Here is a 25,053-nt window from a genome sequence, read left to right on the forward strand (position 1 = left end):
GCGCCATGACCCAAAGCCCGATCGCCGCCACCCCAATTACCGACAGCCACTGCCACCTTGATTTCCCCGATTTCGAGGGTGAACGCGACGCAGTGATCGCGCGCGCGCTGGCCGCAGGGGTGACGCGGATGGTGACGATCTGCACAAAGCTGCACAATGAACCGGCCGTGCGGGCTATCGCGGAAACATATCCCTCGGTTTTCTATGCCGCCGGTGTGCATCCGATGTCGGCAGCAGACCATCCGCCGGTGACGGTGGATGACCTTGTCGCGCTGGCACAGCACCCCAAGTTCGTCGGCATCGGGGAAACCGGCCTTGATTACCATTACACCGCCGACAGCAAGGCGATCCAGCAATCCAGCCTGCGCATCCATATCGCGGCGGCGCGTGAAACCGGCCTGCCGTTGATTATCCATGCCCGCGACGCCGATGGCGACATGGCGCGGATCTTGGCCGAGGAATACCGCAACGGCGCCTATACTTGCGTGATGCATTGCTTTTCCAGCTCTGCGGCATTGGGCAAGGCGGCGCTTGATCTGGGGTTCTACCTGTCGATGTCGGGCATCGCGGCCTTTCCCAAAAGCCAGCAATTGCGCGACATCTTTGCCAATGTGCCGCTAGAGCGTGTGCTGCTGGAAACCGACAGCCCCTATCTGGCCCCGCCACCGCACCGCGGGCGGCGCAATGAACCGGCCTATACCGCCCATACCGCGGCTGTGGGGGCGGGGCTTTTTGGTCTCGACTATGCCGCTTTCGCCGCCGCGACCAATGCCAATTTCGACCGGCTTTTCTGGAAAGCAGCAGCATGAGCGACACAATCAGCTTTACCATCCTTGGCTGCGGGTCGTCCGGCGGGGTGCCACGGCTGGGCAATGATTGGGGTGATTGCGATCCCACCGATCCGCGCAACGCAAGGCGGCGCTGTTCGCTGTTGATCACGCGGCAGGGCAAGGATGGCACGACCCGCGTGCTGATCGACACGTCGCCCGACATGCGCAGCCAGTTGCTGGATGCAGGCGTCAGCACGGTTGATGCTGTCGTTTACACCCATGCCCATGCCGATCATGTCCACGGGATCGACGATCTGCGGATGATCGTGTTCCAGACGCGGCAAAGGCTGCCGGTCTGGGCTGATGGCGATACCTGTGATGCCTTGCTGGCGCGGTTCGGCTATGCCTTTGTGCAGCCCGCAGGATCGGATTATCCGCCGATCTGCGATTTGAACCTGATCGACGGCGATGTGACCATCGAGGGCGCAGGCGGGCCGGTAACCTTGACACCTTTCAAAGTGGCGCATGGCAATATTGACGCGCTGGGGTTCCGGATTGGCGATGTGGCCTATCTGCCTGACGTCTCTGACATCCCCGATGCTGTCTGGCCTGCGCTTGCCGGGCTGGATTGCTGGATCGTCGATGCCTTGCGCCGCAAACCGCACCCGAGCCATGCGCATCTGGAAAAGACGCTGGGCTGGATCACCAAGGTCGCGCCGCGTCAGGCCGTTCTGACCAATATGCATGTCGATCTGGACTACGCCACCATTGCCGCCGAAACCCCCGCTCATGTTCTGCCCGCCTATGACGGGCTGACGCTGACTTTCCCCTGCTTCCGCGCCTGAATATCCCCGCCGGAGGCATAGAAGTTTTCCAAGGAATCCGCCAATGGCCGCGCTGATCGACGTCATCCTGCCCGTTTTCTTCGTGATCGGCTTTGGCTATCTGGCGGTCTGGAAAGGCTATTTCAGCGATGCCGGCGTGGACGGGCTGATGAAATTCACCCAGAATTTCGCCATTCCCTGCCTGCTGTTCCGCGCCATCTCGACGTTGGATCTGCAACAGAATTTTGATTTGCTGCTGCTGGGTAGTTTCTATGCCGGGGCTTTCACGGGGTTTCTGGCCGGGCTTTTGGGCGCGCGGTATATTTTTGGGCGCGATTGGGAAGATAGCGTCGCCATCGGGTTTTGCTGTCTGTTCTCGAACTCTTTGCTGCTGGGGCTGCCGATCACCGAACGCGCCTACGGCGCCACGGCATTGGAATCCAATTATGCGATTATCGCGATCCATTCGCCGTTTTGCTATGGTATCGGCATCACTGCGATGGAAATCGCACGCAATCGGGGTGCGGCGCTGACCGCCTTGCCGGCCAAGGTGCTGCGGGCGATGTTTCAGAATGCGCTGATCATCGGGATCGCCTTGGGGTTCGTCGTCAACCTGTCGGGGGTTCCTGCGCCGGCGGTGCTGACGGATGCGCTCGACCTGATTGCGCGCGCGGCTTTGCCTGCCGCCTTGTTCGGGCTGGGTGGGGTGCTGTATCGCTACCGCCCTGAAGGCGACATGCGCACGATCATCTATGTTGTCGCGGTGTCGTTGGTGGTGCATCCGGCGGTGGTTTGGGCGCTTGCGCAAGCGGGTGGCCTGGGCATTGCCGGCACGCGATCCGCCATGCTGACAGCGGCAATGGCGCCCGGGGTGAATGCCTATATCTTTGCCAATATGTATGGCCGCGCGCGCCGGGTTGCAGCATCCTCAGTCTTGCTGGCGACGGGGCTGTCGATACTGACGGTCTGGGGCTGGCTTGCGGTGTTGCCTTAGCTGGAACGGCCCTTGCGGGCCGTCCGCCTCTGGCGGGAGTATTTTGAACAAAGCGACGATGCGGTGGTCAGTTGGGCGACAGGCCGCGCAGCCGTTCGGACCGGCGGCGCAGCATTTCCACCGTGGCCAAGAGCACGATCGAGATAGCCACAAGCACCGTCGCCGCCGCAAGGATCGTCGGGCTGATCTGTTCGCGCAGGCCGGTAAACATCTGCCAAGGCAGGGTTTTCTGGGCGGCGGCACCGACGAACAGGACCACGACCACCTCGTCAAATGATGTGATAAAGGCAAACAGCCCGCCTGACACCACACCGGGCAGGATCAGCGGCATCTGCACCTTGAAAAACGTCTGTGTCGGTGTGGCCCCCATATTGGCGGCCGCGCGCGTCAGTGAATGGTCAAACCCTACCAGCGTCGCCGTGACCGTGATGATCACGAAGGGAATACCAAGGGCTGCATGGGCCAGGATCACCTTGACATAGCCGGTGAACGACCGCGAGAACCCCAGCGTGTTTTCCATCCACAGCCCCATCTGGCTGTAGAAGAAGAACATGCCGGTGGCCGAAATGATCAATGGCACGATCATCGGCGAAATCAGGATCGCCATGATCGCGCGCCGGTAGGGCACATGCGATTGCGACAGCCCGATCGCGGCCAGCGTGCCCAGACTGACCGACAGGACGGTCGCAAAGGGCGCGATGATCAGCGAATTCTGCAGCGGTCTGATCCAGTCAGGATTGGTAAAGAAGTCGCGGTAATGGCGCAGCGAATAGCCTGCGGGGTCCAGCGCCAACATTTCCGGCGTGAAGGTGAAAAAGCTTTCGGCATTGAACGACAGCGGGATGATGATGATGATCGGGGCGATCAGAAAGAACAGGATCAACCCGACAATGACGCGGAAGGTGTAATGCCAGATCTTCTGGCCCGTGGTGGCGTAGATGGGCAGCGACGTCATGGCGTTATCCTCCGAGTTTCACGTTGTCGATGCCGACGATCCGGTCATAGGCCCAGTAGAGCGCCAGCACGACGGCCAGCAGGATTGTCCCTAGCGCGGCCGCCAACCCCCAGTTCAGCGAGCTGGAAATGTGATAGGCGATGCGGTTCGAGATAAAGATCCCCGATGTACCACCCACGATTTCGGGTGTGATGTAATAGCCGATCGACAGGATGAACACGAGGATCGACCCCGCCCCGATCCCAGGCACCGATTGCGGGAAATAGACCCGCCAGAACGCGGTCCAATTGGTCGCGCCCAAGGATTTTGCTGCGCGCAGATAGCTCGGCGGGATGGTTTTCATCACCGAATACAGCGGCAGGATCATGAAGGGCAGCAGGATATGCGTCATCGCAATGATCGTGCCGGTGGCATTGTTGATCATCGTCAGTCGGCTTTCATCGCCCACCAAGCCGACCCAGACCAGCAGGTCGTTGATCACGCCTTGTTGTTGCAGCAGCACCTTCCACGCCGATGTCCGCACCAGAAGCGATGTCCAGAATGGCAGCAGCACGAGGATCAGCATCAGATTGGCCTGCCGTGATGGCAGGTTCGCCAGCATCCAGGCGACAGGATAGCCCAGCAGAATGCACGACACCATGATCGTCAGCGACATGATCAGCGTGCGAATGAACAATTTCACATAGATCTGCTGGTTCTCGGGGGCAATTTCGATGCCATCGGGGGTCTGTTTGAGATCGACCGAATTCAAGAAATAGCTGCTGGTATAGGCCGGGCTGTAGGTCTGGATCGTCTGCCATGTCGCTGTGCTGCCCCAGCCAGCGTCGCTGTCGACAAAGGCGGCCCGCATATCGGGGGCGACAAAGCCAGCCACCGCAGCGCCTGCGGCACCCAGTAACCCATCGGGCGCGCCCGCGATCTGCGGTGCGGGGTTGGCGATCAGATCCTGGTACAGCGCGATATAGACGACGTTCCAGGGTTGTTCTTCGGTGGGGCTGTCGGTGTTGATCACCTGTGTCACACGGGCGAAATCGGCATAGATATCGGCGGTGCGGGGCAGGGCGTCGCGCGCGGCGTCAGAGATAATGAAGGCGGGTTCTGTTTGCGCTGTTGCGCTGTCAGCAATCCAGTCTGGGTCGGCCATCAGCGCGATCCATGTCGCAGGATCTTGCCATGCCGGATCAAGGGCTGTGAACTGGGCGGTCAGGTCTTCGCCCATATCCTCGACATCGCGGCCAGACCGGCGGAATTGCGACGAGATCCCCGCGGTTTCGTAATTCAGCCGTGAGCCAAGGCGGGTGTGAATGCGTTCTTCGACGGCAACCATCATATCGGCGGCAAAGGCGCGGAACACGTCTTCGTCCGGCACGGGGTCGGTCGCGGCGTCCCAATCGGCTAGGGCCTCGACGGTGCGCGGGATGGTGTCGCCGACAATCTGGTTTTCCACCGACCGGAACAACATCTGTCCGATGGGGACGACAAAGGTGATCAGGATGAACAGCAACAGCGGCGTGATCAGCAACAGCGCGCGCAGTTTCTGGCGGCGCAAGGCACGGTTCAAGCTTGATTTGAGCGTGCGGCCATCGGCGGCCATCATCTGTTCTGCCATGGGACGGGACCTTTGGTTGGGGGCGTAAGGCGGGGTTAACCCCGCCCTACCTTTCAGCACGACCGCTGCGGCCGCGCCTTTGTGTCAGGCGTAGGGCGGGGATATCCCCGCCCTGCAATCAGTGATTTACTGAGCCAGCCAGGCCTGGAAACGTGCATCCAGGTCGTCGCGGTAATCCGCCCACCACATGTAATTTTGCACGAAGGCATTGGATGAGTTTGCCGGATCGGTTGGCATATGTGGTGCCATTTCGATGCCCAAAGTTGCGTGGGTGGATACCAGCGGTGCCGATGATGCACGTGCTGGGCCATAAGAGATGAACTTGGACTGATCCGCCAGACGCTGTGTGTCTGTCGCGAAGAAGACGAAATCCAGCACGCGGGCCAGACGATCCTCGGGCAGGCCGGTGGGGATGATCCAGCCGTCAAGGTCATAGACCTGTGCATCCCAGAGCATTGCCAATGGCTGGTCCTGTTCCACGATCGCCGAGAAGAAGCGGCCATTGTAGGACGAGCCCATCACGGCTTCGCCATCGGCCAGCGACTGGATGCTTTCGGCGGCAGATGTCCACCAGATCGTGCTGTCCTTGATCGTGTCCAGCTTGGCAAAGGCGCGGTCCTGACCTTCGGTCGTTTCCAGCGTGTCATAAACATCTACGAAAGGTACGCCATCACAGATCAGCGCCCATTCAAGGTTATCAAGCGGCACACGCTGCAGGGTCCGGGTGCCGGGGAAGGTTTCCAGATCGAACAAGGCGCAGATATCGCCGGGTGTTGCGCCGTTCCAGGCGGTCACATCGGTGCGATACGCGTTGGTTGTGGAATAGGCGATCTGCGGAATAAAACAATCCGACACGATCAGGTCGCCGAAATCCTCGGACGCTGATGTGCCATCAGGGGCAGCGGCCAGAAGGGCGTCATGGTCGATTTCCATCGCCAGACCTTCGTCGCACAGGCGGATCGCATCGGCGGCCACCACATCGACAAGGTCCCAAGTCAGGTTGCCGGCTTCGTCCATCGCGCGCAGCTTTGCCACGGCCTCGGGCGAGCTTTCGTCCCAAGACGCGCGGACGTCAGGGTTGGCCGCCAGATAGGGTTGCAGATAGGCAGAATCCTGGCTCGCCTGATAGGCGCCGCCCCAGCTGACGATTGTCATGTCATTGGCCATATGGCCGCCAGCAAAGGCGGAGGTTCCGGCCAGCGTCAGCGCTGTCGTTGCCATCATTGCTTTGGTCAGTTTCATTATTTTTCTCCCGTTGTCACGCCCGGTTCGTCTTGTCATGAGGGTCACCCACCGGGCGGCGGTGACCCTGCAAAAGCCGTCACGCGTCGAGCGCGCGGCAATCCTGTGCCAACCAGCCGATGTCGATCTTGGTGCCGGGTGTCAGCCGGACCTGATCGGGGGCGTTGCGGGTCTTGATGACGAAATCATCCATCCCCGCGACACGCAGACGGGTGCGGAAAATATCACCCATATAGATGAATTCCAGCACTTCGGCCTTGAGCGTATGCGCGCCGGGTTGCAGGCGGGTCTTGTCGATCTCGACCCGTTCTGGGCGGATCGACACTTTGGTGCGGTCGCCGACGGCGCCAACATTGACCGGCATCGCGTCGATCACATCGCCGCTGTCCAGCCGCACGGTGCAGCTTTTGTCAGATATATCCTGCACCACACCGGTCAACGTGTTGTTTTCGCCGATGAATTGCGCCACGAAACTGTTTTGCGGACGCTCGTACAGATCGTCGGGCGTGGCCAGTTGCTGGATGCGGCCATCGTTGAACACCGCGACGCGGTCCGACATTGTCAGCGCCTCGGTCTGGTCATGGGTCACATAGACCACGGTAATGCCCAGTTGATGCGCCAGATTGGTGATCTCGAATTGCAGGGTTTCGCGCAATTGCTTGTCCAGCGCGCCCAAGGGTTCATCCATCAGCACCAGTTCGGGTTCAAACACCAGCGCCCGTGCGAGTGCCACCCGCTGCTGCTGTCCGCCGGACATCTGTGCCGGACGGCGGGCGGCGAAATCGCCCATCTGCACCATGTCCAGCGCGCGTTTGACCTTGGCCTCGCGTTCGGATTTGCCCATCTTGCGGACTTCGAGCGGAAACGACAGGTTTTCCCCCACCGTCATATGCGGAAACAACGCGTAATTCTGGAACACCATGCCGATCCCGCGCTTGTGTGGGGGGATGTTGTTGACCGAGACACCGTCGAGCCGGATATCGCCATGCGTTGCGGTTTCGAACCCGGCCAGCATCATCAGGCAGGTCGTCTTGCCCGATCCCGACGGGCCAAGCAGGGTCAGAAATTCGCCCTTGGGTATCGCCAGATTAAGATCTTTGACGACCAGTGTTTCACCGTCGTAACTTTTTTGCACGCGTTCGAACGCGACGAAAGCTTCGTCGTTCTTGACTTGTTGCAATCCCAAACCTCCCCGGTTTTGGTTATTTATTTTCCATGACTAAAGCGCCGCAAGCCCCGAGATGCAACGCGAAAGGGCACCTTTTTCAGACAAAACCGACATGTTGCGCAAACAGACCCTAAAAGCGTAATCATTGTGCGTGCTGATGTCGCTTGCGGCAATTTGTGGAAAGCGGGTTGCGAGTTTGTCCGGCACATGCCGGACAGCCCGCATGCCCTATTGGGGTCGTCTGCCTGTGGCCGTCGGTTTCAGCGCTGCCTGCGTCTGCGACGCAGTTGCGGCCTCCGGCGGGGATATTTGGGCTTGGAAGATGAAAAGGGCGAACGGGGCGGGGCGCGCGCCAGTCTTGGGCGAAGCGTGAAGCGGCATTGCCATTATGTCGTCAATGCGGTGGTCCTGCCCTCGGGGTGGCGCGGGTGATGTGGCGTCATTGCCCTTGCGCGGCAACGGGCGTTGGCGCAAAGCTGCGGTGAGTTTTTCGAGGGAGGCTTCCATGATCATCACCCGCACTGTGTTCGCTGGCCTTGTGGCCTTTGCCATCGGGACCGCCGCGAGCGCGCAGGAAGTGACGCTGCGCTTGCACCAATTCCTGCCCGCGCAGGCCAATGTGCCTGCCAATATCCTTGATGTCTGGGCCGACAGGGTCGAGGCCGACAGCAACGGGCGTATCAAGATCGACCGGTTTCCGTCGATGCAGTTGGGTGGCACACCGCCGCAGCTGATTGATCAGGTGATCGACGGCGTGGCCGATATTGTCTGGACGCTGCCAGGCTATACGCCGGGCCGGTTCCCGCAGCTTGAAGTGTTCGAGCTGCCCTTTATCTCGCCGGATGCCGAGGCCACATCGCGGGCCTTTTGGGACCTGGCCGAAGCGCGAATGATGGACAGCGATTTCGCTGCGTTCAAGCCCTTGGGCCTGTGGGTACATGGCCCTGGGATCATCCATGCCAACCGCCCCGTCGCCGCGATCACGGACCTCGAAGGGTTGAAACTGCGCGGACCCACCCGGGTGATCACCAACCTGCTGACCGATCTGGGTGCCACCGCGGTCGGCATGCCCGTGCCTGCCGTGCCAGAGGCATTATCGCGCGGCGTGATTGATGGTGCCGTTATTCCGTGGGAGGTTGCCCCTTCGATCCGCGTGCAGGAACTGGTCACCAACCATACCGAATTCGACGGTGCCGCGCTTTATGCTGCAACCTTTATTCTGGCGATGAATACAAACAGTTACAACGCCTTGCCGGACGATCTGAAAGCTGTGATCGACGCCAATTCGGGCCTGGAGTTTTCCGCCTTTGCCGGACGCACCCAGCAGGCCGGTGACGCGGATGCCCGCGCACTGGCGGTTGCTGCCGGCAATAGCATCATCACCCTGACGCCCGATCAGACCGCCCCCTGGCGCGAGGCCGCCGCCGCCACCACCGCCGCTTGGATTGCCGAAGCTGACGCCGCAGGCATCGACGGCACCGGGCTTTATGCTGCCGCTACCGCCTTGATTGCCAAGCACGCGGGCAAGGACTAGACAGCGGGGGCGTTTATCCCCGAGGTTGCCTTTTGTTGCATCTGCTAATCACGCGTTTGGCCCAAGGTACGGCATTGCTGGGCGGCTCCGTCATGATCGGGCTGGTCTGTCTTGTCTGTGCCAGCATCACGGGGCGCGAATTGGGCGCGCTGGCGATCATGGCGGGTTTTGGCGATCTGGTGCGCGGGGCGGGTCTTGGCCCTGTGACGGGCGATTACGAACTGGTCGAGGCGGGCATGGCCTTTGCCGTGTTCAGCTTTTTGCCGTTGACGCAGCTGACGCAGTCGCATGCGCGGGTCGATATCTTTACCGCCGGGCTGGGCGCGCGCATCAATGCAGCGTTGTCTGCCTTTTGGTCGGTGGTGATGGCGCTGGTGATCGTGCTGATCACATGGCGGCTGTTCGCAGGGATGCAGGATAAATTGCGCTATGGCGAAACCACCTTTATGTTGCAGTTTCCGGTCTGGTGGGGCTATGCGGCCTGCCTTGCCGCCGCCTGCGTCGCCTGTATCGTCAGCCTCTATTGTGCGGCCCTGCGGCTGAGCGGAAAGCGCGCGGGATGAGCGATCTTGCCCTCGGGTTTTTGTCGTTTCCTGTCCTGCTGGGGCTAATCTTTCTGCGCGCGCCGATTGGCCTTGCCATGCTCATTTGCGGGATCGGCGGGCTGTGGCTGGCCACTGACGGGACAACCGTCTTCATGGCGCGGCTAAAGTCCGAGACCTATTCCACCTTTTCCAGCTATAGCCTGTCGATCATTCCGCTGTTTTTGCTGATGGGGCAATTCGCCACCCATTCGGGCATGTCGCAGGCCTTGTTTCGCGCAGCAGGTGCCTTTCTGGGGCATCGCAAAGGCGGGATGGCCATGGCCGCTGTCGGGGCCTGCGCGGGGTTCGGGGCGATCTGCGGCTCATCGCTTGCGACAGCCGCGACGATGAGCAAGGTCGCGCTGCCTGAATTGCGCCGGTCGGGCTATGCGGGCGGCTTTGCCACGGCGACACTGGCGGCGGGTGGCACGCTTGGCATCCTGATCCCGCCTTCGGTGATTTTGGTGATCTATGCGATCCTAACCGAGCAGAACATCGCCAAGCTTTTCGCCGCAGCCATCATCCCCGGCCTGCTGGCGGCCTTGGGCTATATGCTGACCATTGCCATCTATGTGCGGCTCTACCCCGATCAGGCCGGCACACAAGACCGCCTGCCGATGCGCGACCGCTTGCAGGCCCTGCTGCCGGTCTGGCCGGTGCTCTTGGTCTTCGGGCTGGTGGTCGGCGGCATCTATAACGGCTGGTTCACGCCCACCGAAGGGGCCGCGGTGGGCGCGGCAGGCACGGGGGTGATCGCGCTGGCGGCGGGCAGGCTGGGCTGGGGGGCTTTGCGCGACAGCCTGATGCAAACCGCGACCGGCACGGGGATGATCTTTTTCATCGTGCTGGGGGCGGCCTTTTACAACGGGTTTCTCGCGCTGACGCAGGTGCCGCAAGAACTCTCAACCTGGGTCGCGGGGCAGGGGTTCAGCCCGATGATGATCATCGTGCTTATTTTGGTCTTCTATCTGATTCTCGGCTGTTTGATGGACAGCTTGTCGATGATCCTGCTGACGGTGCCGATCTTCTGGCCGGTGATCTCCACCCTCGATTTCGGGATGACGCCGGACGAGCTTGCAATCTGGTTCGGCATCCTCGTGCTGATCGTGGTCGAGGTCGGGCTGATCACGCCACCCGTGGGGATGAATCTTTTCATCATCAACAGCATGGACCGCGAAACCAAGATCACTGCGACCTACCGTGCCGTCGTGTTTTTCGTCGCCTCCGACATCATCCGCGTGGTGATCCTGCTCATGTTCCCGATCATCACGCTGATCCTGATCTGATCATCGTTGGAGCCCAAATATCCCCGCCGGAGGCATAAAAGTTTTCAGGTCTTCACATCCGGCGCTGTACGTCCCGTTCGCGCGGTAATCCCCGCCACAGCATCGACCGCCGCCACCAATGGGGCCAGCACGTCACCCGCATCGTGATGCAGGTCCCCTTCCGTCACCAGCTGTTCGAGATAGACCCGCAAGGTCGCCCCGCTGGTGCCGGTGCCCGACAGGCGCAGGACCGCGCGCGCACCGCCTTCGAAAAACAGCCGCAGACCTTGGCCGGTGCTGACGCTGCCATCCACAGGATCGGTATAGGCAAAATCATCCGCCGCTGTGACGCGCAGCCCTGCAAAGCTTTGCCCTGGCAAGCGGTCCAGCCGCCCGCGCAGATCGGCCATCAGCAAGGTGGCAACAGCGCTGTCCACGTCTTCGTAATCGTGCCGAGAATAATAATTGCGCCCATAGCTTCGCCAATGCGCGGCCATCAGATCGGCCACGCTTTGCCCTGATACGGCGATGATGTTCAACCACATCAACACCGCCCAGAGCCCGTCTTTTTCACGGATATGGTCCGATCCGGTGCCGGCACTTTCTTCGCCGCACAGCGTGATCTGGCCTGTATCCAGCAGGTTGCCAAAGAATTTCCAGCCTGTCGGCGTCTCGTGACAAGCGATCCCCTTGGCCGCTGCCACCCTGTCCACCGCGCCCGATGTGGGCATCGAACGCGCCACCCCCGCCAGCCCGCGGCGATAGCCTTTGGCCAGATCCGCGCGGTCCGCAATCAGTGCCAGACTGTCGGAAGGTGTCACATAGCAGCCGCGCCCGACAATCATGTTGCGATCCCCGTCACCATCGCTGGCGGCACCGAAATCGGGGGCGTCGGGGCTCATCATCAGCCCCATCAGCTCTGCCGCCCAGACGGGGTTGGGGTCGGGATGGCCGCCGCCGAAATCGGGCAGGGGGATGGCATTCATCACGTTGTCGGGGCTGGCACCGCAGCGGTCCACCAGCAGCGCGCGCGCATAGGGGCCGGTCACGGCATGCATCGCATCGAACCGCAGGGTGAAACCGCCCGCGATCAGCGCGGCGATGGCGTCAAGGTCGAACAGGTCTTCCATCAGCGCCAGATAATCCGTGACAGGGTCGATGATCTGAACCTGCATCGGGCCGATCGCCGCCGCGCCCAAGGCGTCAAGATTGATGTCGGCGCTGTCGGCCATGCGGATGCGGGTGATGGACTCGCTGGCGACGACGATGGCGGCGGTCATAGTTTCGGTCGCAGGCCCGCCATTCCCCATATTGTATTTCAGGCCGAAATCCGCGTCGATACCGCCCGGATTATGGCTGGCCGACAGGATGAACCCGCCATCCGCGCCGGTCTTGCGGATCAGATGCGATGCGGCGGGGGTGGAAAGAATCCCGCCTTGCCCGACCATCACCCGCGCCGCCCCATTGCCCGCCAGAATGCGCAGGATGATCTGGATCGCCGCAGCGTTAAAATAGCGCCCGTCGCCGCCTAGCACATAGGTCTTTCCTGCCGCCCCGCCGGCGCCATCCAGAATAGCCTGCACATAATTTTCCAAAAACAACGGCGCCATATACGCGCGGGTCTTGCGCCGCAGACCAGAGGTACCGGGAGCCTGCCCACGGATGGGTGCTGTGGCAATGTCGCGGATTTGCATGGGATACCTCTTGGCGGCGGGTCAGACCCGCGCTTGTTGTCCATCAAAGGTGAAATCACAAGGCAGCGCCTTGGCGATGACACGCTGTGCATTGGGGATGTCGTTGCCTTCGGCGCGGCGTGTGGCGACGGCGCGTGACAGGTTCTGGCTCAGCCACCGCTGGATCAGCCGCGCGCGCAGTTCGGGCATCGGCACGTCCAGCCGGATCGAGACATCCCACAGGCCCGCAAGCTCCGACCACGGGCTTTCATCGAACATCAGGTAATTGCCTTCGGCAATGACATACGAAGCGTCGGCAGGCACGGCGATTGCCCCCGCGACGGACAGATCGCGCATGCGGTCAAAGCTGGGTGCGAAAACATCCTCTTGCGCCTTGATTGCGCGGATCAACCGGACAAAACCCTGCGCGTCGAAGGTTTCGGGCGCGCCTTTGCGCGGCAGCAGGCTGCGCGCCTCCAGCACGGCATTATCCAGATGAAAGCCATCCATTGGCACAACGACACCGCGCTTGCCGCGCGCCGAAAGCCTGCGGGCCAATTCGGCGGCAAAGGTCGATTTGCCCGATCCCGGCGCGCCCGCAACCGCGACGATCACGCGCGGCGCATCCCGTTGCAGCAGCATCTCGGCCAGCTCATGGACGTGGCGTGTCACGATCGTCAAATCTTTGCCTGTCGGTTTTGGGTACATTTTGTCCAAACCTAACGCGCTTGGCGCTGCGGCGCGACATGTTTCTTGCAACATTTTTGCGGCGCAATTGATGTCCCTTGTACTTTCGCTGCCTTGCATTGGCCATCTTTGCCCAGTGGTCGATAGTCGTCTGATCGCTACCCGACAGACGATGCAGCAATGGCACAAACCCAAACCGCTTTATTGAGCGCACAGCGCGACATCCCTTTCGCGGCCCGGTAATAGCGGGCGCTGTCATCGGGAAATATATCTTTATAAAACTAATTTTATAGTTATTTTGCCTGCATGTCCGACACGAATCTCCATGCCCGTGCGCTGGCTGCCCTTGGCCATGACGCTCGCCTGTCGATCTTTCGCCTGCTGGTGAAAGCGGGGCATGACGGGCTGCGCGTGGGCGAGATTGGCGATCATCTGGGGATTGCGCCGTCGACTTTGGCACATCATCTGTCGGCCTTGGTGGATGCAGGGCTGGTGGTGCAGGACAAGCAAGGGCGCGAGGTGTTCAATCGAGCCGATTTCGATGCCATGCACCGGCTGGTCGGGTTTCTGACATCACATTGTTGCACAGGGGTTGGCCCGTGATCGCCAGACTGTCGGCCAGCAAGCGGGGCCTGACCATTGCAGCCCTTGGCACGTCCCAGACCGTTGGCTGGGCGTCAAGCTATTATATCCCCGCGGTGCTGGCGGTCCCGATGGCGGACAGTTTCGGGCTGTCGTCGGTCTGGGTGTTCGGCGCGTTTTCGATGGCGCTGGTGGTGTCGGCCATCGTCGGGCCTTGGGCGGGCGCGCGAATCGACGGGTTCGGCGGGCGCGGGGTGCTGATGCTGTCGAATATCGTCTTTGCGCTGGGGCTGTGCCTGCTGGCGGCGGCACCGGTGCCGGCGGTGCTCTATCTTGGCTGGGCCGTCGTGGGCTTTGGCATGGGGATCGGACTGTACGAGGCCGGGTTCGCCACGCTGGCAGGCATTTATGGCAAAGATGCGCGTGGCCCGATCACCGGCATCACGTTGATCGCGGGCTTTGCCAGCACATTGGGGTGGCCCTTGTCGGGGATCATGCTGGCGACATGGGGCTGGCGCGAGGCCTGTCTGGGCTGGGCGCTGATCCATCTGCTGGTGGCATTGCCGCTGAACGCATGGCTGCCGCGCGGCAACGAGGCTTTGCCCAAACCCGCTACCCCCGAGCCTGTCGGCCCGCCGCCATCGCGCCGCGCGCTGTGGCTGCTGGCCTTTGTCTTTGCCGCGGCATGGTTCAACGCCACCGCCATGGCCGCGCATCTGCCGGGGCTGTTGCAGGCGGCGGGGGCCAGCACAGCTGTCGCCATCGCGGCAGGCGCGCTGATCGGGCCTGCGCAGGTCGCGGCGCGGGTGCTGGAATTCGGCCTGTTGCAGCGGTTTCATCCGCTGGTTTCGACCCGGCTGGCGGCGGCGGCGCATCCGGTGGCGGCGGTCGCGCTGATCGGCTTTGGCGGGCCTGCGGCCTATGTCTTTGCGCTGTTGCACGGGGCGGGCAACGGGATCATGACCATCGCCAAAGGCACGCTGCCTTTGTCGCTGTTCGGTCCGGCAGGGTACGGCCAGCGGCTGGGCTGGCTGAACGCGCCCGCGCGGATCAGTCAGGCGGCGGCACCGCTGATCTTTGGCGCGGCACTGACCGGCTGGGGCGTCAACGCGGTCTGGCTGACGGCGGGGATCGGGATGGCGGCCTTATTGGCGCTGTTGATCCTCAAACGCAGCTGACCGCCGGATCAGACTAGGTTTTGCGCTGGGCGATGATCTGGCCCAGATTGCCTTCGATCAGGCTAGCCAGGGCATGCACCTTTGCCGCGACCTCATAGCCCAGTGGCGTCAGATCGTAATCCACATGCGGCGGCACCACGGGGTGCGCCGTGCGGCGGACAAAGCCGTCATCCTCCAGCAGGCGCAAAGATTGCGCCAGCATCCGCTCAGACACCCCACCGATCCGACGGCGCAGCGCGCTGAACCGCAAAGTGCCGTCCTGCAAGGCGATCAGGATCAGCACGCCCCAGCGGCTGGTCACGTGGTTCAGCACCGCGCGCGACGGGCAGCGGTCGTTCAGAACATCGGGGATCAGATCATGCGCCATCTTTTTCATACTTACAAAAATGTGTGTACTTCCGTTTCGTGCGTATAGCGTTATCTGTGCCTCGTCAACATCAACGAACGGAGCGTTTCATGACCATTGCCATCACCGGTGCCACCGGCCAACTGGGCCGTTTGGCCATTGCCCATCTCAAGACCCTAACCGATCCTGCCCAAATCATTGCGCTTGTGCGCGATCCGGCCAAGGCGGCGGATCTTGGCGTTGCGGCCCGCGCCTTTGACTATACCGCGCCACCGACCATGGCCCCCGCATTGCAGGGCGTCGATGTGCTGGTTCTGATTTCATCCAGCGATTTCAACGACCGCGTCGGCCAGCACCGCAATGTCATCATGGCGGCCAAGGCGGCAGGGGTGGGCCGGATCGTCTATACCTCGATCCAGCAGGCCGACCGCTCGCCAATGTTGATCGCCTTTGATCACCGCGCCACCGAAGCCGCGATCAATGACGCGGGCCTGACGGCTACGATCCTGCGCAATGGCTGGTATACCGAAAACTGGACCAGCAGCCTTGCCGGAGCAATCAGCGCCGGTGCGATGATCGGGGCTGCGGGCGATGCGCGCTTTACCCCCGCAACCCGCGCCGATTACGCGCAGGCGCTGGCGGTGGTCGCGGCGGACGATGCCCATGCGGGGCAGGTCTATGAACTGGGGGGCGATACGGCCATCACGTTGGCTGATATCGCCGCTGAAGTGTCGCGCCAGACCGGCAAGGACATTCCCTACAACGATCTGCCCGCCGATGTGTATCAGGGCATTCTGGAAAGCTTTGGCCTGCCTGCCGGTTTCGCCGCTGTGCTGGTCGATGTGGACCAGCAGGCGGGCGAAGGTTGGCTGGCCGACAATTCCGGCACCCTGCGCCAGTTGCTGGGCCGTCCGACCACGCCGCTGGCGGAAGCGGTGCGCGCAGCCCTTGCCTAGCCCGCAGGCAGGGTGAAAACTGCCATCTGGCTGGCACCGCCCAAGGTGGGATGCGTGCCCGCTATATCATGAAAGACGGCGGCATAGCCCGTCGTCTTGGCCGCGCGTGCGCACCATGTGCGAAACCGCGCGCGGTCCCATTCGAAACGGTGGTCGGGGTGGCGCATCCGGTGTGCCGGCACGCCCAACAGCGGATTGAATTCGGCATTGGGGGTCGTGATGATAATCGTGCTTGCACGCAGCACGGTGAACAGCGCGCGTTCCAGCCGCGACAATTGATCGGGGTCGATATGTTCGATGGTTTCCAGCAGCACCGCGCAATCATAGCCTGCAAGATCGCGTGCGGGGTCGGTCATCGACCCGTGGCGCACATCGACCTTGCCTGCGGTCACGGTGATCCGCGCCAATCGCGCGCGCAGCCGGTCAAGCGAGGCGGCGCAGATGTCGATCCCGACCAGATCGTCAAGCGCGGGCATCGTGGCCAGCCGCACGAACAGATCGCCATCGCCGCAGCCCAGATCCAGTACGCGCCGCGCGCCGCTGGCGCTGATCGCGGCCAGCACGGCCTGCAGGCGGTCTTCGTGCAGATAACTGGTCATGGCGCGGCGCGCGGCCTTGCCTGATCTGCACTATTTTGCCAAATCGCCATTTTCCGCCGCCCGCCCTGACCGTTGTCCAGCTGCAAGCGTAGGTGCTATCTGCCCTTGTCTGTCAATCCCCTGGGGCATGGTGCGGCTTTGACCTCAGGGCAGCCGTTTGTGCCGCGCGCCGCCATGATCCAGCCCCAGCAGGTGATCCAGCGACACCCGCCCCGGCCCTTGCGCCAGTACCACCAGCAGCGCCGTGGCCCAAAGCCCATGGGTGACCCAAGCCTCTGGAAACACGAAGGTTTGTATCACGGCTGTCATGACCAGCAGCCCCAGCGCGGAAAATCGCGCAAACAGGCCAAGCACCAGCAGGACCGGCAGCAGATGTTCGGCCAATGTCGCAAGCTGGGCGGCGGTTGCGGGTGGGATGACCGGCAAGGCATAGACCTGTTCGAACAAGAAATAAGTGGAATCCTTGATCGTGAACCCATCAACCTTGGTGCGCGCCGATTGCCAGAACACGATCGCCGGAAAAAGCCGCGCGGCAAAGGCCACGACATCGTGGGGCAGATGATCGGCAAGCCTGTTGATCTGCCCGATCCGGTTGCGCAACTCTATGGTGGGGGTCATGGGGAAACTCCTGTATCTATCGTGGTGATCAGCCCGTGGCGCAAAAGCAGCGTCAGGGCGGTGGTGGGTTCGGCATGGGTTGCAGCGTCACCCAGCCTGTCGCCAGCCACCAAGGCGCGCAGCACGGCATATGTGTCTTCGTCCAGCGGGGCCGTCACGATGCTGAAATCGGGCGCGCGCGCGATCAGCGCATGGTCGGGTCCGGCACGCAGCGGGGCGCGCGTGGCACCTGTCTGATGCGCTTGCCAGATTTGCAGCGCCGGGTGCGGTGATGTGAACAGCTGCACCGACGGGTGCAGACCCAGCCGCAGCGTTGCGGGGTCGTCCACGGCCAGCGCATCGGCTGCGACCGGCATGGCGTCGGCGGCGTGATAGGCCAGCCCGCGCGCATATTCCAGCCGCGCCACATCGCCCAGAAACGGCAGATGCGCCACCGGGGCGAAACCATCCAGAAAATCCGCGAATGTCGCGCCCCAGCCCAGCAAAACCGGGCTTTGCGGCGGGTCTTGCGCGATATGGACCCGCGCCATGGCGGTAAAAAAGGTGGGGCCGACCAATTGTTCGACGACGGCAAACCGCCCCGCCAGCGCGCGGGTCAGGCTGTGCTGCACATTGTTGCGGTAAACGGCAAACCGCTGTGCGACCTCTGCCATCACGGGCGCGCACAGCCCTGCGGGCGGGTCTTGCTGCCAAAGCGCGGCTTCAAACGCCTGTTGCTGGGCGGCGTGGCTGTCAGGCTGCATCGGTCTGCGGCCTTTGCACATCACGCAGGATGGCGTTTGCGCGGGCAGCCTCGGCCAGCAGGGTGGCGAAATCCGGCACGTCAGTGTCCCATTCGATCAGCGTGGGCAAGGGGCCGGTACGCGCCAGCACCTCAGCGTAGAGCGCCCAGACAGGGTCCGCCACCGGCGCGCCATGGCTGTCGATCAGCAGCGGACCGGATGGCAAATCTTCGGTATCATGCCCCGCCAGATGGATTTCACCCACAGCAAACAGCGGGAAATCGGCCAGATAGGCACGGGCATCGAACCGGTGGTTGGTGGCAGAAACAAAGACATTGTTGACATCCAACAGCAGCCCACAGCCCGTGCGCTGGACCAGTTCGGTCAGGAAATCGGTTTCCGACAGGGTGGAGCTGGCGAAGGTCACATAGGTCGCTGGATTTTCCAGCAGCATCCGGCGGCCCAAGGTATCTTGCACCTGATCGACATGGGCGCAGATCGTGGCCAATGTCTCGGGCGTATAGGGCAGGGGCAAAAGATCATTCAGCCAGGCCGCCCCATGGCTGGACCAGGCCAGATGTTCGGAAAAGCTTTCGGGGTGGTAGCGGTCAATCAATCTGCGCAGCCGCGCAAGGTGGTCGCGGTCCAGCCCGCCCGCGCTGCCGATCGACAGGCCGACCCCGTGGATCGACAGGGCATGGCACTCGTGCAAAGCTGCCAGCATCGCGTGCGGCGCGCCGCCATCGCCCATGTAATTCTCGGCATGGACCTCGATGAACCCGATGGTGTCGGTGGCCATCATATCGGTGAAATGCTGTGGCTTGAAACCCAGACCGGTCGTGCGGGGAAGTGCGGGCATGGCAAAATCCTTTTGAATAGAGGGCGGGGGATACCCCCGCCCCTTGATGTCAGATCATGCAGGGGGCAGATCGCGGTCCAGTTCTTCCAGCGAGCCCATGCGCGCGGAGCCGTCGGCCATGGCAGGCAGTGCGATGTCGGCGCAGGTGCCGGTGGCTACCAGCGTCCAGGCGTTGCCCTGGTAATCGACGGTGGATGTGCCGGCGCAGGTGGTGCCGGGACCGGCGGCGCAATCATTGGCACCAGCCAGCGAAATGCCGAAACATTTTTCCATCGTGGCCTCTTGTGCATGCATCTGCCCGGCGGACAGGGTCAGCGCAGAAGCGAGCGAAGCGGCAAGAGTAAGCGAAAGCGTTTTGGTCGTCATGAAGGTCACTCCTAGTGGCGGGCTGCGTCAGTGCAGTCCCGCAAAGCAGGTCGTGCCACCGCGCCTTTGTGTTACGCAGGTCACGCCCATGTGAACCGCTGAAGGCGAGCGCATTTGTTTCTGGGCAAGTCGGGTGTTGTAGCTGTAACATTTGCCCGACACGGGACGAACAGGGATCAGAACTTGGACATAATTGACCCTTGGGATGACCTGATGCGCGCAGCGAATGGCGGCGATACGGCGGCCTACCGCCAATTGTTGCAGGCGATCACGCCTGTTTTGCGCCGCGTCGTGCAGGCGCGGGGCGGCGGGCTGGGGCAGGACAGCTGCGAGGATGTCTTGCAGGATGTGCTGCTGGCGATCCACACCAAACGCCATACATGGCGGCAGGACGCGCCGCTGCGCCCCTGGCTTTATGCCATCGCGCGGCACAAGGTGGTGGATGCATTCCGCGCCCGTGGACGGCGCATCGAGCTGGCGATTGACGATTTTGCAGATGCGCTGGCAGCACCCCAGGGGCCTGACCCGCTGGATGGGCGCGATATGGAAAAGCTTTTGGGCGCGCTTGATCCGCGTGCCGCCGATATTGTGCGCGGCTTTGGTCTGCGCGGTGAAACCACGGCGGATACGGCGGCGCGTCTGGGCATGACCGAAGGGGCGGTACGCGTGGCTTTGCACCGCGCGTTGCGGACGCTGGCGCGCTTGCGTGAAAGGATGATCGAATGAACACCGACGACCTGATCGCGGCGCTTGCCGCCGATACATTGCCGCAACCGGGCATCGCGCAGCGGCTTGTTTGGTCGCTGCCCGTGGCGCTGGCGGTCTGCGTGGCGGCTTTTGTCGCCTTTTGGGGGGTGCGCCCGGACCTTGGGGCGGCGCTTGCGTCGTTGGCCGTGCTGAAAATGATCCTGCCTGTGCTGCTGGCCGGTCTGGCCGGTGCCGTTGCTATCGCCTTGGCCCATCCGGTGGAGGTGGCGGGCAGGCGCTGGGCGGTGCTTGCGGTCTTTGCGGCAGTGTTGGTCGCAACCTTTGTTTTTCATTTGCAGCGCGGCGGGCTGTCAGGGCTGGTCGAGGCTTTGTCGATATCGAGCCTCTGGGTCTGCCTGACCAGCGTGCCGGCGCTTGGCCTGCCGTTTCTTGCGGCGATCCTGTGGTCGCTTTCAACGGGGGCGGTGCTGCGCCCACGGCTGGCGGGGGCGGTGGCGGGGCTGGCGGCAGGCGGGGCGTCGGCCGCCATCTATGCGTTTTATTGCGATCAGGATGCCGCGCTTTTCGTGCTGCCCGCCTATGGGGCGGCGATCCTGTCGGTCGCGCTGGCCGGTGCCATTTGTGGCCCAAGGGTGCTGCGCTGGTAAGCACGTGGGTTTTTGGGGGTTCACCCCTGCAGATGCGGGTGCCATAAACAGGCCAACCGCCCGCAATAAAGGTCAGATCATGCCCCGCACAAGCGCCCTTGCCGTCATCGCCCTGACCCTGATCGCCGGATGCACCGGCGGCAATGTTTTTGTCAGCGGGGCGGGGCCTGACGATCTGCTGAAACTGCGGGCGGGGCCGGGGCTGGAGTTCAATGTCATCATGGGCCTGCCCGATGGCACCGCCTTGACGCGGCAGGATTGCGTGACCGAACTGGGGCAGCGCTGGTGCCGCGTGACGCTGGCCGATGCGCCGGGGGTGACGGGCTATGTCTCGGCCGATTACCTGACAGAGCGTTAGCGCATAATTTATCCTGCCGCCGCCCATAGCCCATGCGGCAACACAAAGGTCGCCTGCGGCCCGGGCAACCGATTGGCCACGATGGGGCAGCCATAAGCCTCGGCCAGGGCAGACCCGCCGATGACGCGCGCGGGCGATCCGGCATCCAACAGCAGGCCGTCATGGATCAGCCAGACATCATCGGCCACCATCGCGGCAAGGTTCAGATCATGCAGCACGATCACTACCCCGCCACCGGCATCGGCAAAGCGGCGCAGCACCCGCATCACGCCGATCTGATGCGCGATATCCAGTGCCGCCACCGGTTCGTCCAGAAACAGCCAGCGCGGGCGGCCCGCGACGACAGGGTCCCAGACCTGCGCGCGCACGCGGGCCAGTTGCACCCGCGCCTGCTGACCACCTGACAATTCCTGATAATACCGCCCGGAAAAGCCGGTCAGATCAACCTCGGCCAAGGCGCGCCCGATCAGGTCTGACCGGTCAGCCTGCGTACCCGACGTCAGCCCAAGGCGCACGACCTCGGCCACGGTGAACGGAAAGGCCAGCGTTGCGGCCTGTGGCAGCACGCCGCGCCGCGCCGCCAATTCCCATGGTTTGAGATCGGCCAGATCGGCCCCGTCCAGCGCGATCCGCCCATCATAGGCGACATCGCCGGAAATGGCGCGCAACAGCGTGGTTTTGCCAGACCCGTTCGGCCCGATCACCGCGACGATCCGGCCGGGGGCGGCACTGGCGGTGATCCCGTGCAGCACGGCGGTGCGCCCCAAAGACGCATGCAAGGAACGAATGGTCAGCATCACAAATCCACCAATCCACGGCGGCGCAACAGGATCCAGAGAAACACCGGCGCGCCGATCACCGCCGTGACAATGCCGATGGGCAATTCGGCGGGGGCGATGATGCTGCGCGCGATCAGATCGGCCAGCAACAACAGCGTCGCCCCTAAAAGGGCGGCATTCACCAGCAGATAGCGGTGGTCCGGCCCCGTCGCCAGCCGCAGCAGATGCGGCACCACGATCCCGATAAACCCGATGCCGCCCGATACCGCGACAGCGGCCCCCGTGGCAGCAGCGACCGTCAGGATGGCCACATGTTTGACCCTTTGTACCGGCAGCCCGATGTGATGGGCCGCAGCCTCGCCCAGCGACAGCCCGTTCAGCCCGCGCGCCAGAAAGGGTGCGGCCAGCAGCGCAAGCAGCATCACAGGGCCTGCCGCCGCGATCTTGGGCCAGGATGCCCCGCCCAGCGATCCCAGACCCCAAAAGGTCAGATCGCGCAATTGCCGATCATCGGCGACATAGACCAGAATCCCCGTTGCCGCCCCCGCCAGCGCGCCAAGCGCGATCCCCGCCAGCAGCATCGTCGCGGTAGATGTCCGCCCCGCGCGGGTCGAGACGCGGTAAAGCACCATGGTGGACAGCCACCCCCCCATAAAGGCCGCAACCGGCACCATGTTCCAGCCCAGCCAAGCCGCGACCCAGGCTGGGGCCTGTCCGCCCAGCACGATGGCCAGCACCGCACCCAGACCGGCCCCCGCGCCAACCCCGACCAGCCCCGGATCGGCCAAAGGGTTGCGAAACAGCCCCTGCATCACCGCACCCCCCACGGCCAGCGATGCCCCGACCAGCACGCCGGTCAGCATCCGTGGCAGCCGGATTTCCCACAAGATCAGCCAGTCGCGCGCGGGAACATCATGTCCCACCAGCCAGCTTTGCAGCACAAGATCCAGCCGCACGCCCGATGCGCCATGCGACAGGCTTAGCAGGCTGGTCAGCAGCAAAAGCCCCGCCAACCCAAAGGCCACGCGCCGCGCGCGGATCGACCTGTCGCCCGCCAGCACGGGGGTATCGGCAAGGGCGACCATCAGCCTTTGACCTCGTCGGTCAGGCGGCGCAGATGGGTGTTCAGCTCCAGCGCCGCAGCGCCGGTGCGCGGGCCAAAGCCCAGCAGATAGAGCCCGTCCATGCTGACAATCCGCTGGTCAATGGCCGCGCGGGTCAGGCGCAGCGCCGGATGGGCGATGATATCGGCCAGGACCACGGCATGATCACCGCCCCGGTCCATCATCAGGATCAGATCGGGATCGGCGGCAATCGCGGCCTCGTCGGTCAGGGGCTTGTAGCCGTCCAGCGCAGTCACCGCATTGGTGCCACCGGCCAGCAGGATCATCGCCTCGGCAGAGGTGCCTGCGCCGCCGACCAGCAACCGGCCGCCCTGCATCGACAGGATAAACATCACCCGCGGGGAACGGGGCAAAGCATCGCCTGCGATCCGTGCCTGTTCAAGCTGTGCCGCCACGCGGGCTTGCAGGGCGGCACCAGCGTCTGGCAGGTTCAGCGCCGTGGCCACTGCGTCGATCTTGGCGGCGACACCGTCAGGGTCGAGCGCTTGTGGCGCCATCACCAGCGCGATGCCCGACCGCTGCAACACATCCAGCACTTCGGGCGGGCCAGCGTCATGTTCGGCGATCACAATGTCGGGGGCCATCGCGATCAGGTTTTCCGACGACAGCGCGCGGACATAGCCGATATCGGGCAAGGCTTCGAGCGCGGGGGGAAAGGTTGACGTGGTATCGCGCGCGATCAGGCGGTCACCGGCCCCCAAAGCATGGATGATTTCCGCGACAGACCCGCCCGCCGCGATCACGCGCGACGGGGTGTCGGCAAAGGCTGCGGGGGCAAGCGCCACCGCCACCACAAGGCCCGCTGCAATCTGGCGGATCATGCCATCACCTCGGCAGCCAAGCCTGTGGCGATCGCATCCCAAGCACCTGTATCGGTCGCGGCCTCGGCGCGTTTGCCGAAAATCTGTAGGATCAGGTGACCGTCCCTGTCAAACGCCTCGACCGAGATCGCATCGCCGCGTTTTGTGGGTTTGCGCACCAACCAGACCTGCGCCACCTTGTCTGCGCGCAGATGCAGGTTGAAATATGGGTCCAGCACGTTGAACCACGGCCCCATCGGTTCCAGCCGTGCGACAGGCCCCGAATGGATCTGGATGCAGCCGCGATTGCCGACAAAGACCATGATCGGCACAGCCTGCGCGCCGGCCTGCCGCAGCGCCTGTTCGACCGCATTGACCGGCAGCGGCACCGCCCAAGGCGCCCCGATCGACAGATAGGCCCCCAGACGGTCGAATTTCAACCGGCTGGTCATGGCAAGGAACTGGTGGGTATCGGTCATCTTTGGCCAGGCGCTGCGCAATTCGTCAAACTTGGCTTCGTTCACGCGGATAGGCTCTGGCAAGGCGCGCGGGGCAAGATCGAAAGGCGCGTCATCGGCCACGGCCAGATCGGCGACCAGCGCGTCATAGGCCGCAAGGTCTGACTCTGGTTGCAGATAGATCTTGTGAACTGCATCGCCCGCGGCATCGAACACCTGCAAGCTGCGCCTTGTGCCATCCGGCCCGCTGCGTTCCACCGCGAAACCATGAACCCAGTGGCTGGGGAAAATGCGCAGGTCGATATCCGGCCCCAGCACCATGCCGGCATGCGCGCCAGCGCGATAGTCACGATATTGCCCACGCCGTTCATGTACGCAAAAATCGTTGCGCGTCAGCGCCATCACATCGCCAAGCGCCGGGATGCGCGCCAACAGCCTGTCAGGGTCTGCCGCGATCCGGCGCACGCCATGGCCAAGCTCGGCGGCCAGAATCTCGGCCTCGCGGATGTTCAGCACATTGGCCAGATCGCGTTCGCGCATTTTGGGTTTGTCGGCGCGGGCGGTCGCAATCGCCGCTACGCGGTCGGGGGATAGAATCATGAGGTTGACCTCCGTTGGGCCTGCTTTTGGCGGGCGTTGACGCGCGAG

Annotated in this window: 28 protein-coding genes; 12 read left to right on the top strand and 16 right to left on the bottom strand. The window is 63.0% G+C overall.

Annotated features, from left to right (window positions below; all coding sequences use genetic code 11):
- Positions 1-5: 5 nt before the first annotated feature.
- From ACPF9B_RS03975 to ACPF9B_RS03985, 3 genes are read left to right on the top strand one after another with little or no spacing between them, the layout of a single operon-like run.
- Positions 6-809 carry a TatD family hydrolase gene (locus ACPF9B_RS03975; RefSeq protein WP_424179380.1) on the top strand — a complete coding sequence of 268 codons (804 nt, stop codon included), beginning with the start codon at positions 6-8 and terminating at the stop codon, positions 807-809.
- Complete coding sequence (locus ACPF9B_RS03980; protein WP_424179382.1) at positions 806-1,615, top strand: MBL fold metallo-hydrolase; 810 nt, start codon at positions 806-808, stop codon at positions 1,613-1,615. The genes ACPF9B_RS03975 and ACPF9B_RS03980 overlap by 4 nt, the downstream gene beginning before the upstream one ends.
- A gap of 43 nt (positions 1,616-1,658) precedes the next feature.
- Positions 1,659-2,588: an AEC family transporter gene (locus ACPF9B_RS03985; RefSeq protein WP_007205263.1), complete on the top strand. Its 930-nt coding sequence runs from the start codon at positions 1,659-1,661 to the stop codon at positions 2,586-2,588.
- Between the two features lie 67 nt (positions 2,589-2,655).
- Here the strand turns inward: ACPF9B_RS03985 and ACPF9B_RS03990 are convergent, their stop codons facing one another.
- The 4 genes from ACPF9B_RS03990 to ACPF9B_RS04005 form a co-directional block, all read right to left on the bottom strand.
- Entirely contained in the window at positions 2,656-3,543 is an 888-nt protein-coding gene (locus ACPF9B_RS03990) for an ABC transporter permease (protein ID WP_007205262.1), read from the bottom strand.
- Positions 3,544-3,547: 4 nt separating this feature from the next.
- Positions 3,548-5,152, bottom strand: coding sequence for an ABC transporter permease (locus ACPF9B_RS03995; protein WP_424179385.1), 1,605 nt, complete (start codon positions 5,150-5,152; stop codon positions 3,548-3,550).
- Between the two features lie 126 nt (positions 5,153-5,278).
- On the bottom strand, positions 5,279-6,394 hold the full coding sequence (locus ACPF9B_RS04000; protein WP_007205260.1) for an extracellular solute-binding protein: 1,116 nt from the start codon (positions 6,392-6,394) through the stop codon (positions 5,279-5,281).
- 79 nt (positions 6,395-6,473) lie between these two features.
- On the bottom strand, positions 6,474-7,574 hold the full coding sequence (locus ACPF9B_RS04005; protein ID WP_007205259.1) for an ABC transporter ATP-binding protein: 1,101 nt from the start codon (positions 7,572-7,574) through the stop codon (positions 6,474-6,476).
- A gap of 493 nt (positions 7,575-8,067) precedes the next feature.
- Between ACPF9B_RS04005 and ACPF9B_RS04010 the strand changes: the two genes are divergently transcribed.
- From ACPF9B_RS04010 to ACPF9B_RS04020, 3 genes are read left to right on the top strand one after another with little or no spacing between them, the layout of a single operon-like run.
- Positions 8,068-9,096 carry a TRAP transporter substrate-binding protein gene (locus ACPF9B_RS04010; RefSeq protein ID WP_424179387.1) on the top strand — a complete coding sequence of 343 codons (1,029 nt, stop codon included), beginning with the start codon at positions 8,068-8,070 and terminating at the stop codon, positions 9,094-9,096.
- A 32-nt stretch (positions 9,097-9,128) separates the two neighbouring features.
- Positions 9,129-9,659 carry a TRAP transporter small permease gene (locus ACPF9B_RS04015; RefSeq protein ID WP_424179389.1) on the top strand — a complete coding sequence of 177 codons (531 nt, stop codon included), beginning with the start codon at positions 9,129-9,131 and terminating at the stop codon, positions 9,657-9,659.
- Positions 9,656-10,966 carry a TRAP transporter large permease gene (locus ACPF9B_RS04020; RefSeq protein WP_424179391.1) on the top strand — a complete coding sequence of 437 codons (1,311 nt, stop codon included), beginning with the start codon at positions 9,656-9,658 and terminating at the stop codon, positions 10,964-10,966. Before ACPF9B_RS04015 ends, ACPF9B_RS04020 begins: the two co-directional genes overlap by 4 nt.
- Before the next feature lie 44 nt (positions 10,967-11,010).
- Here the strand turns inward: ACPF9B_RS04020 and ACPF9B_RS04025 are convergent, their stop codons facing one another.
- Positions 11,011-12,639 carry an alpha-D-glucose phosphate-specific phosphoglucomutase gene (locus tag ACPF9B_RS04025; protein ID WP_424179393.1) on the bottom strand — a complete coding sequence of 543 codons (1,629 nt, stop codon included), beginning with the start codon at positions 12,637-12,639 and terminating at the stop codon, positions 11,011-11,013.
- A 21-nt stretch (positions 12,640-12,660) separates the two neighbouring features.
- Positions 12,661-13,326, bottom strand: a complete 666-nt coding sequence (locus ACPF9B_RS04030) for a sugar transporter (protein ID WP_424179395.1) — start codon at positions 13,324-13,326, stop codon at positions 12,661-12,663.
- Between the two features lie 285 nt (positions 13,327-13,611).
- On the opposite strand from ACPF9B_RS04030, the gene ACPF9B_RS04035 reads away from it, so the two are divergent.
- Both ACPF9B_RS04035 and ACPF9B_RS04040 read left to right on the top strand, forming a co-directional pair.
- Positions 13,612-13,908: an ArsR/SmtB family transcription factor gene (locus ACPF9B_RS04035; protein ID WP_007205252.1), complete on the top strand. Its 297-nt coding sequence runs from the start codon at positions 13,612-13,614 to the stop codon at positions 13,906-13,908.
- Positions 13,905-15,065 carry an MFS transporter gene (locus ACPF9B_RS04040; RefSeq protein ID WP_424179398.1) on the top strand — a complete coding sequence of 387 codons (1,161 nt, stop codon included), beginning with the start codon at positions 13,905-13,907 and terminating at the stop codon, positions 15,063-15,065. Before ACPF9B_RS04035 ends, ACPF9B_RS04040 begins: the two co-directional genes overlap by 4 nt.
- A gap of 13 nt (positions 15,066-15,078) precedes the next feature.
- On the opposite strand, the gene ACPF9B_RS04045 is transcribed toward ACPF9B_RS04040, so the two are convergent.
- Complete coding sequence (locus ACPF9B_RS04045; RefSeq protein ID WP_300975826.1) at positions 15,079-15,432, bottom strand: winged helix-turn-helix transcriptional regulator; 354 nt, start codon at positions 15,430-15,432, stop codon at positions 15,079-15,081.
- An 89-nt stretch (positions 15,433-15,521) separates the two neighbouring features.
- On the opposite strand from ACPF9B_RS04045, the gene ACPF9B_RS04050 reads away from it, so the two are divergent.
- On the top strand, positions 15,522-16,367 hold the full coding sequence (locus ACPF9B_RS04050) for an SDR family oxidoreductase (RefSeq protein WP_424179400.1): 846 nt from the start codon (positions 15,522-15,524) through the stop codon (positions 16,365-16,367).
- Here the strand turns inward: ACPF9B_RS04050 and ACPF9B_RS04055 are convergent.
- The 5 genes from ACPF9B_RS04055 to ACPF9B_RS04075 form a co-directional block, all read right to left on the bottom strand.
- Entirely contained in the window at positions 16,364-16,966 is a 603-nt protein-coding gene (locus ACPF9B_RS04055) for a methyltransferase domain-containing protein (RefSeq protein WP_424179402.1), read from the bottom strand. The two genes, ACPF9B_RS04050 and ACPF9B_RS04055, sit on opposite strands and share 4 nt — an antisense overlap.
- A gap of 144 nt (positions 16,967-17,110) precedes the next feature.
- Positions 17,111-17,584 (bottom strand): DoxX family protein, encoded by a 474-nt coding sequence (locus ACPF9B_RS04060; protein ID WP_424179404.1) that lies wholly within the window; start codon positions 17,582-17,584, stop codon positions 17,111-17,113.
- Positions 17,581-18,327, bottom strand: a complete 747-nt coding sequence (locus ACPF9B_RS04065; protein WP_424179406.1) for a DNA-binding domain-containing protein — start codon at positions 18,325-18,327, stop codon at positions 17,581-17,583. The genes ACPF9B_RS04060 and ACPF9B_RS04065 overlap by 4 nt, the downstream gene beginning before the upstream one ends.
- A complete protein-coding gene (locus ACPF9B_RS04070) occupies positions 18,317-19,165 on the bottom strand; it encodes a DUF692 domain-containing protein (protein ID WP_424179408.1) in 849 nt (282 codons plus the stop codon). The genes ACPF9B_RS04065 and ACPF9B_RS04070 overlap by 11 nt, the downstream gene beginning before the upstream one ends.
- Positions 19,166-19,219: 54 nt before the next feature.
- Positions 19,220-19,531, bottom strand: a complete 312-nt coding sequence (locus tag ACPF9B_RS04075) for a DUF2282 domain-containing protein (protein WP_424179410.1) — start codon at positions 19,529-19,531, stop codon at positions 19,220-19,222.
- A 183-nt stretch (positions 19,532-19,714) separates the two neighbouring features.
- Between ACPF9B_RS04075 and ACPF9B_RS04080 the strand changes: the two genes are divergently transcribed.
- The 3 genes from ACPF9B_RS04080 to ACPF9B_RS04090 all read left to right on the top strand — a co-directional run bounded on the left by ACPF9B_RS04080 (position 19,715) and on the right by ACPF9B_RS04090 (position 21,244).
- Positions 19,715-20,257 carry a sigma-70 family RNA polymerase sigma factor gene (locus tag ACPF9B_RS04080; protein ID WP_424179412.1) on the top strand — a complete coding sequence of 181 codons (543 nt, stop codon included), beginning with the start codon at positions 19,715-19,717 and terminating at the stop codon, positions 20,255-20,257.
- Positions 20,254-20,886: an NrsF family protein gene (locus tag ACPF9B_RS04085; protein ID WP_424179414.1), complete on the top strand. Its 633-nt coding sequence runs from the start codon at positions 20,254-20,256 to the stop codon at positions 20,884-20,886. Before ACPF9B_RS04080 ends, ACPF9B_RS04085 begins: the two co-directional genes overlap by 4 nt.
- 79 nt (positions 20,887-20,965) lie before the next feature.
- On the top strand, positions 20,966-21,244 hold the full coding sequence (locus ACPF9B_RS04090; RefSeq protein ID WP_040483171.1) for an SH3 domain-containing protein: 279 nt from the start codon (positions 20,966-20,968) through the stop codon (positions 21,242-21,244).
- Positions 21,245-21,252: 8 nt separating this feature from the next.
- On the opposite strand, the gene ACPF9B_RS04095 is transcribed toward ACPF9B_RS04090, so the two are convergent.
- Genes ACPF9B_RS04095 through ACPF9B_RS04110 form a run of 4 tightly spaced genes read right to left on the bottom strand, consistent with a single transcriptional unit; the run spans position 21,253 to position 25,005 of the window.
- On the bottom strand, positions 21,253-22,041 hold the full coding sequence (locus tag ACPF9B_RS04095; protein WP_424179416.1) for a heme ABC transporter ATP-binding protein: 789 nt from the start codon (positions 22,039-22,041) through the stop codon (positions 21,253-21,255).
- Positions 22,041-23,108 carry a FecCD family ABC transporter permease gene (locus ACPF9B_RS04100; protein WP_424179418.1) on the bottom strand — a complete coding sequence of 356 codons (1,068 nt, stop codon included), beginning with the start codon at positions 23,106-23,108 and terminating at the stop codon, positions 22,041-22,043. The genes ACPF9B_RS04095 and ACPF9B_RS04100 overlap by 1 nt, the downstream gene beginning before the upstream one ends.
- Entirely contained in the window at positions 23,108-23,968 is an 861-nt protein-coding gene (locus tag ACPF9B_RS04105) for a heme/hemin ABC transporter substrate-binding protein (RefSeq protein WP_424179420.1), read from the bottom strand. Before ACPF9B_RS04105 ends, ACPF9B_RS04100 begins: the two co-directional genes overlap by 1 nt.
- On the bottom strand, positions 23,965-25,005 hold the full coding sequence (locus ACPF9B_RS04110) for a hemin-degrading factor (RefSeq protein ID WP_424179422.1): 1,041 nt from the start codon (positions 25,003-25,005) through the stop codon (positions 23,965-23,967). The genes ACPF9B_RS04105 and ACPF9B_RS04110 overlap by 4 nt, the downstream gene beginning before the upstream one ends.
- Between the last annotated feature and the right edge of the window lie 48 nt (positions 25,006-25,053).

It is taken from the genome of Yoonia sp. TsM2_T14_4 (genome assembly GCF_049602355.1).
Lineage (GTDB): Bacteria > Pseudomonadota > Alphaproteobacteria > Rhodobacterales > Rhodobacteraceae > Yoonia > Yoonia vestfoldensis_A.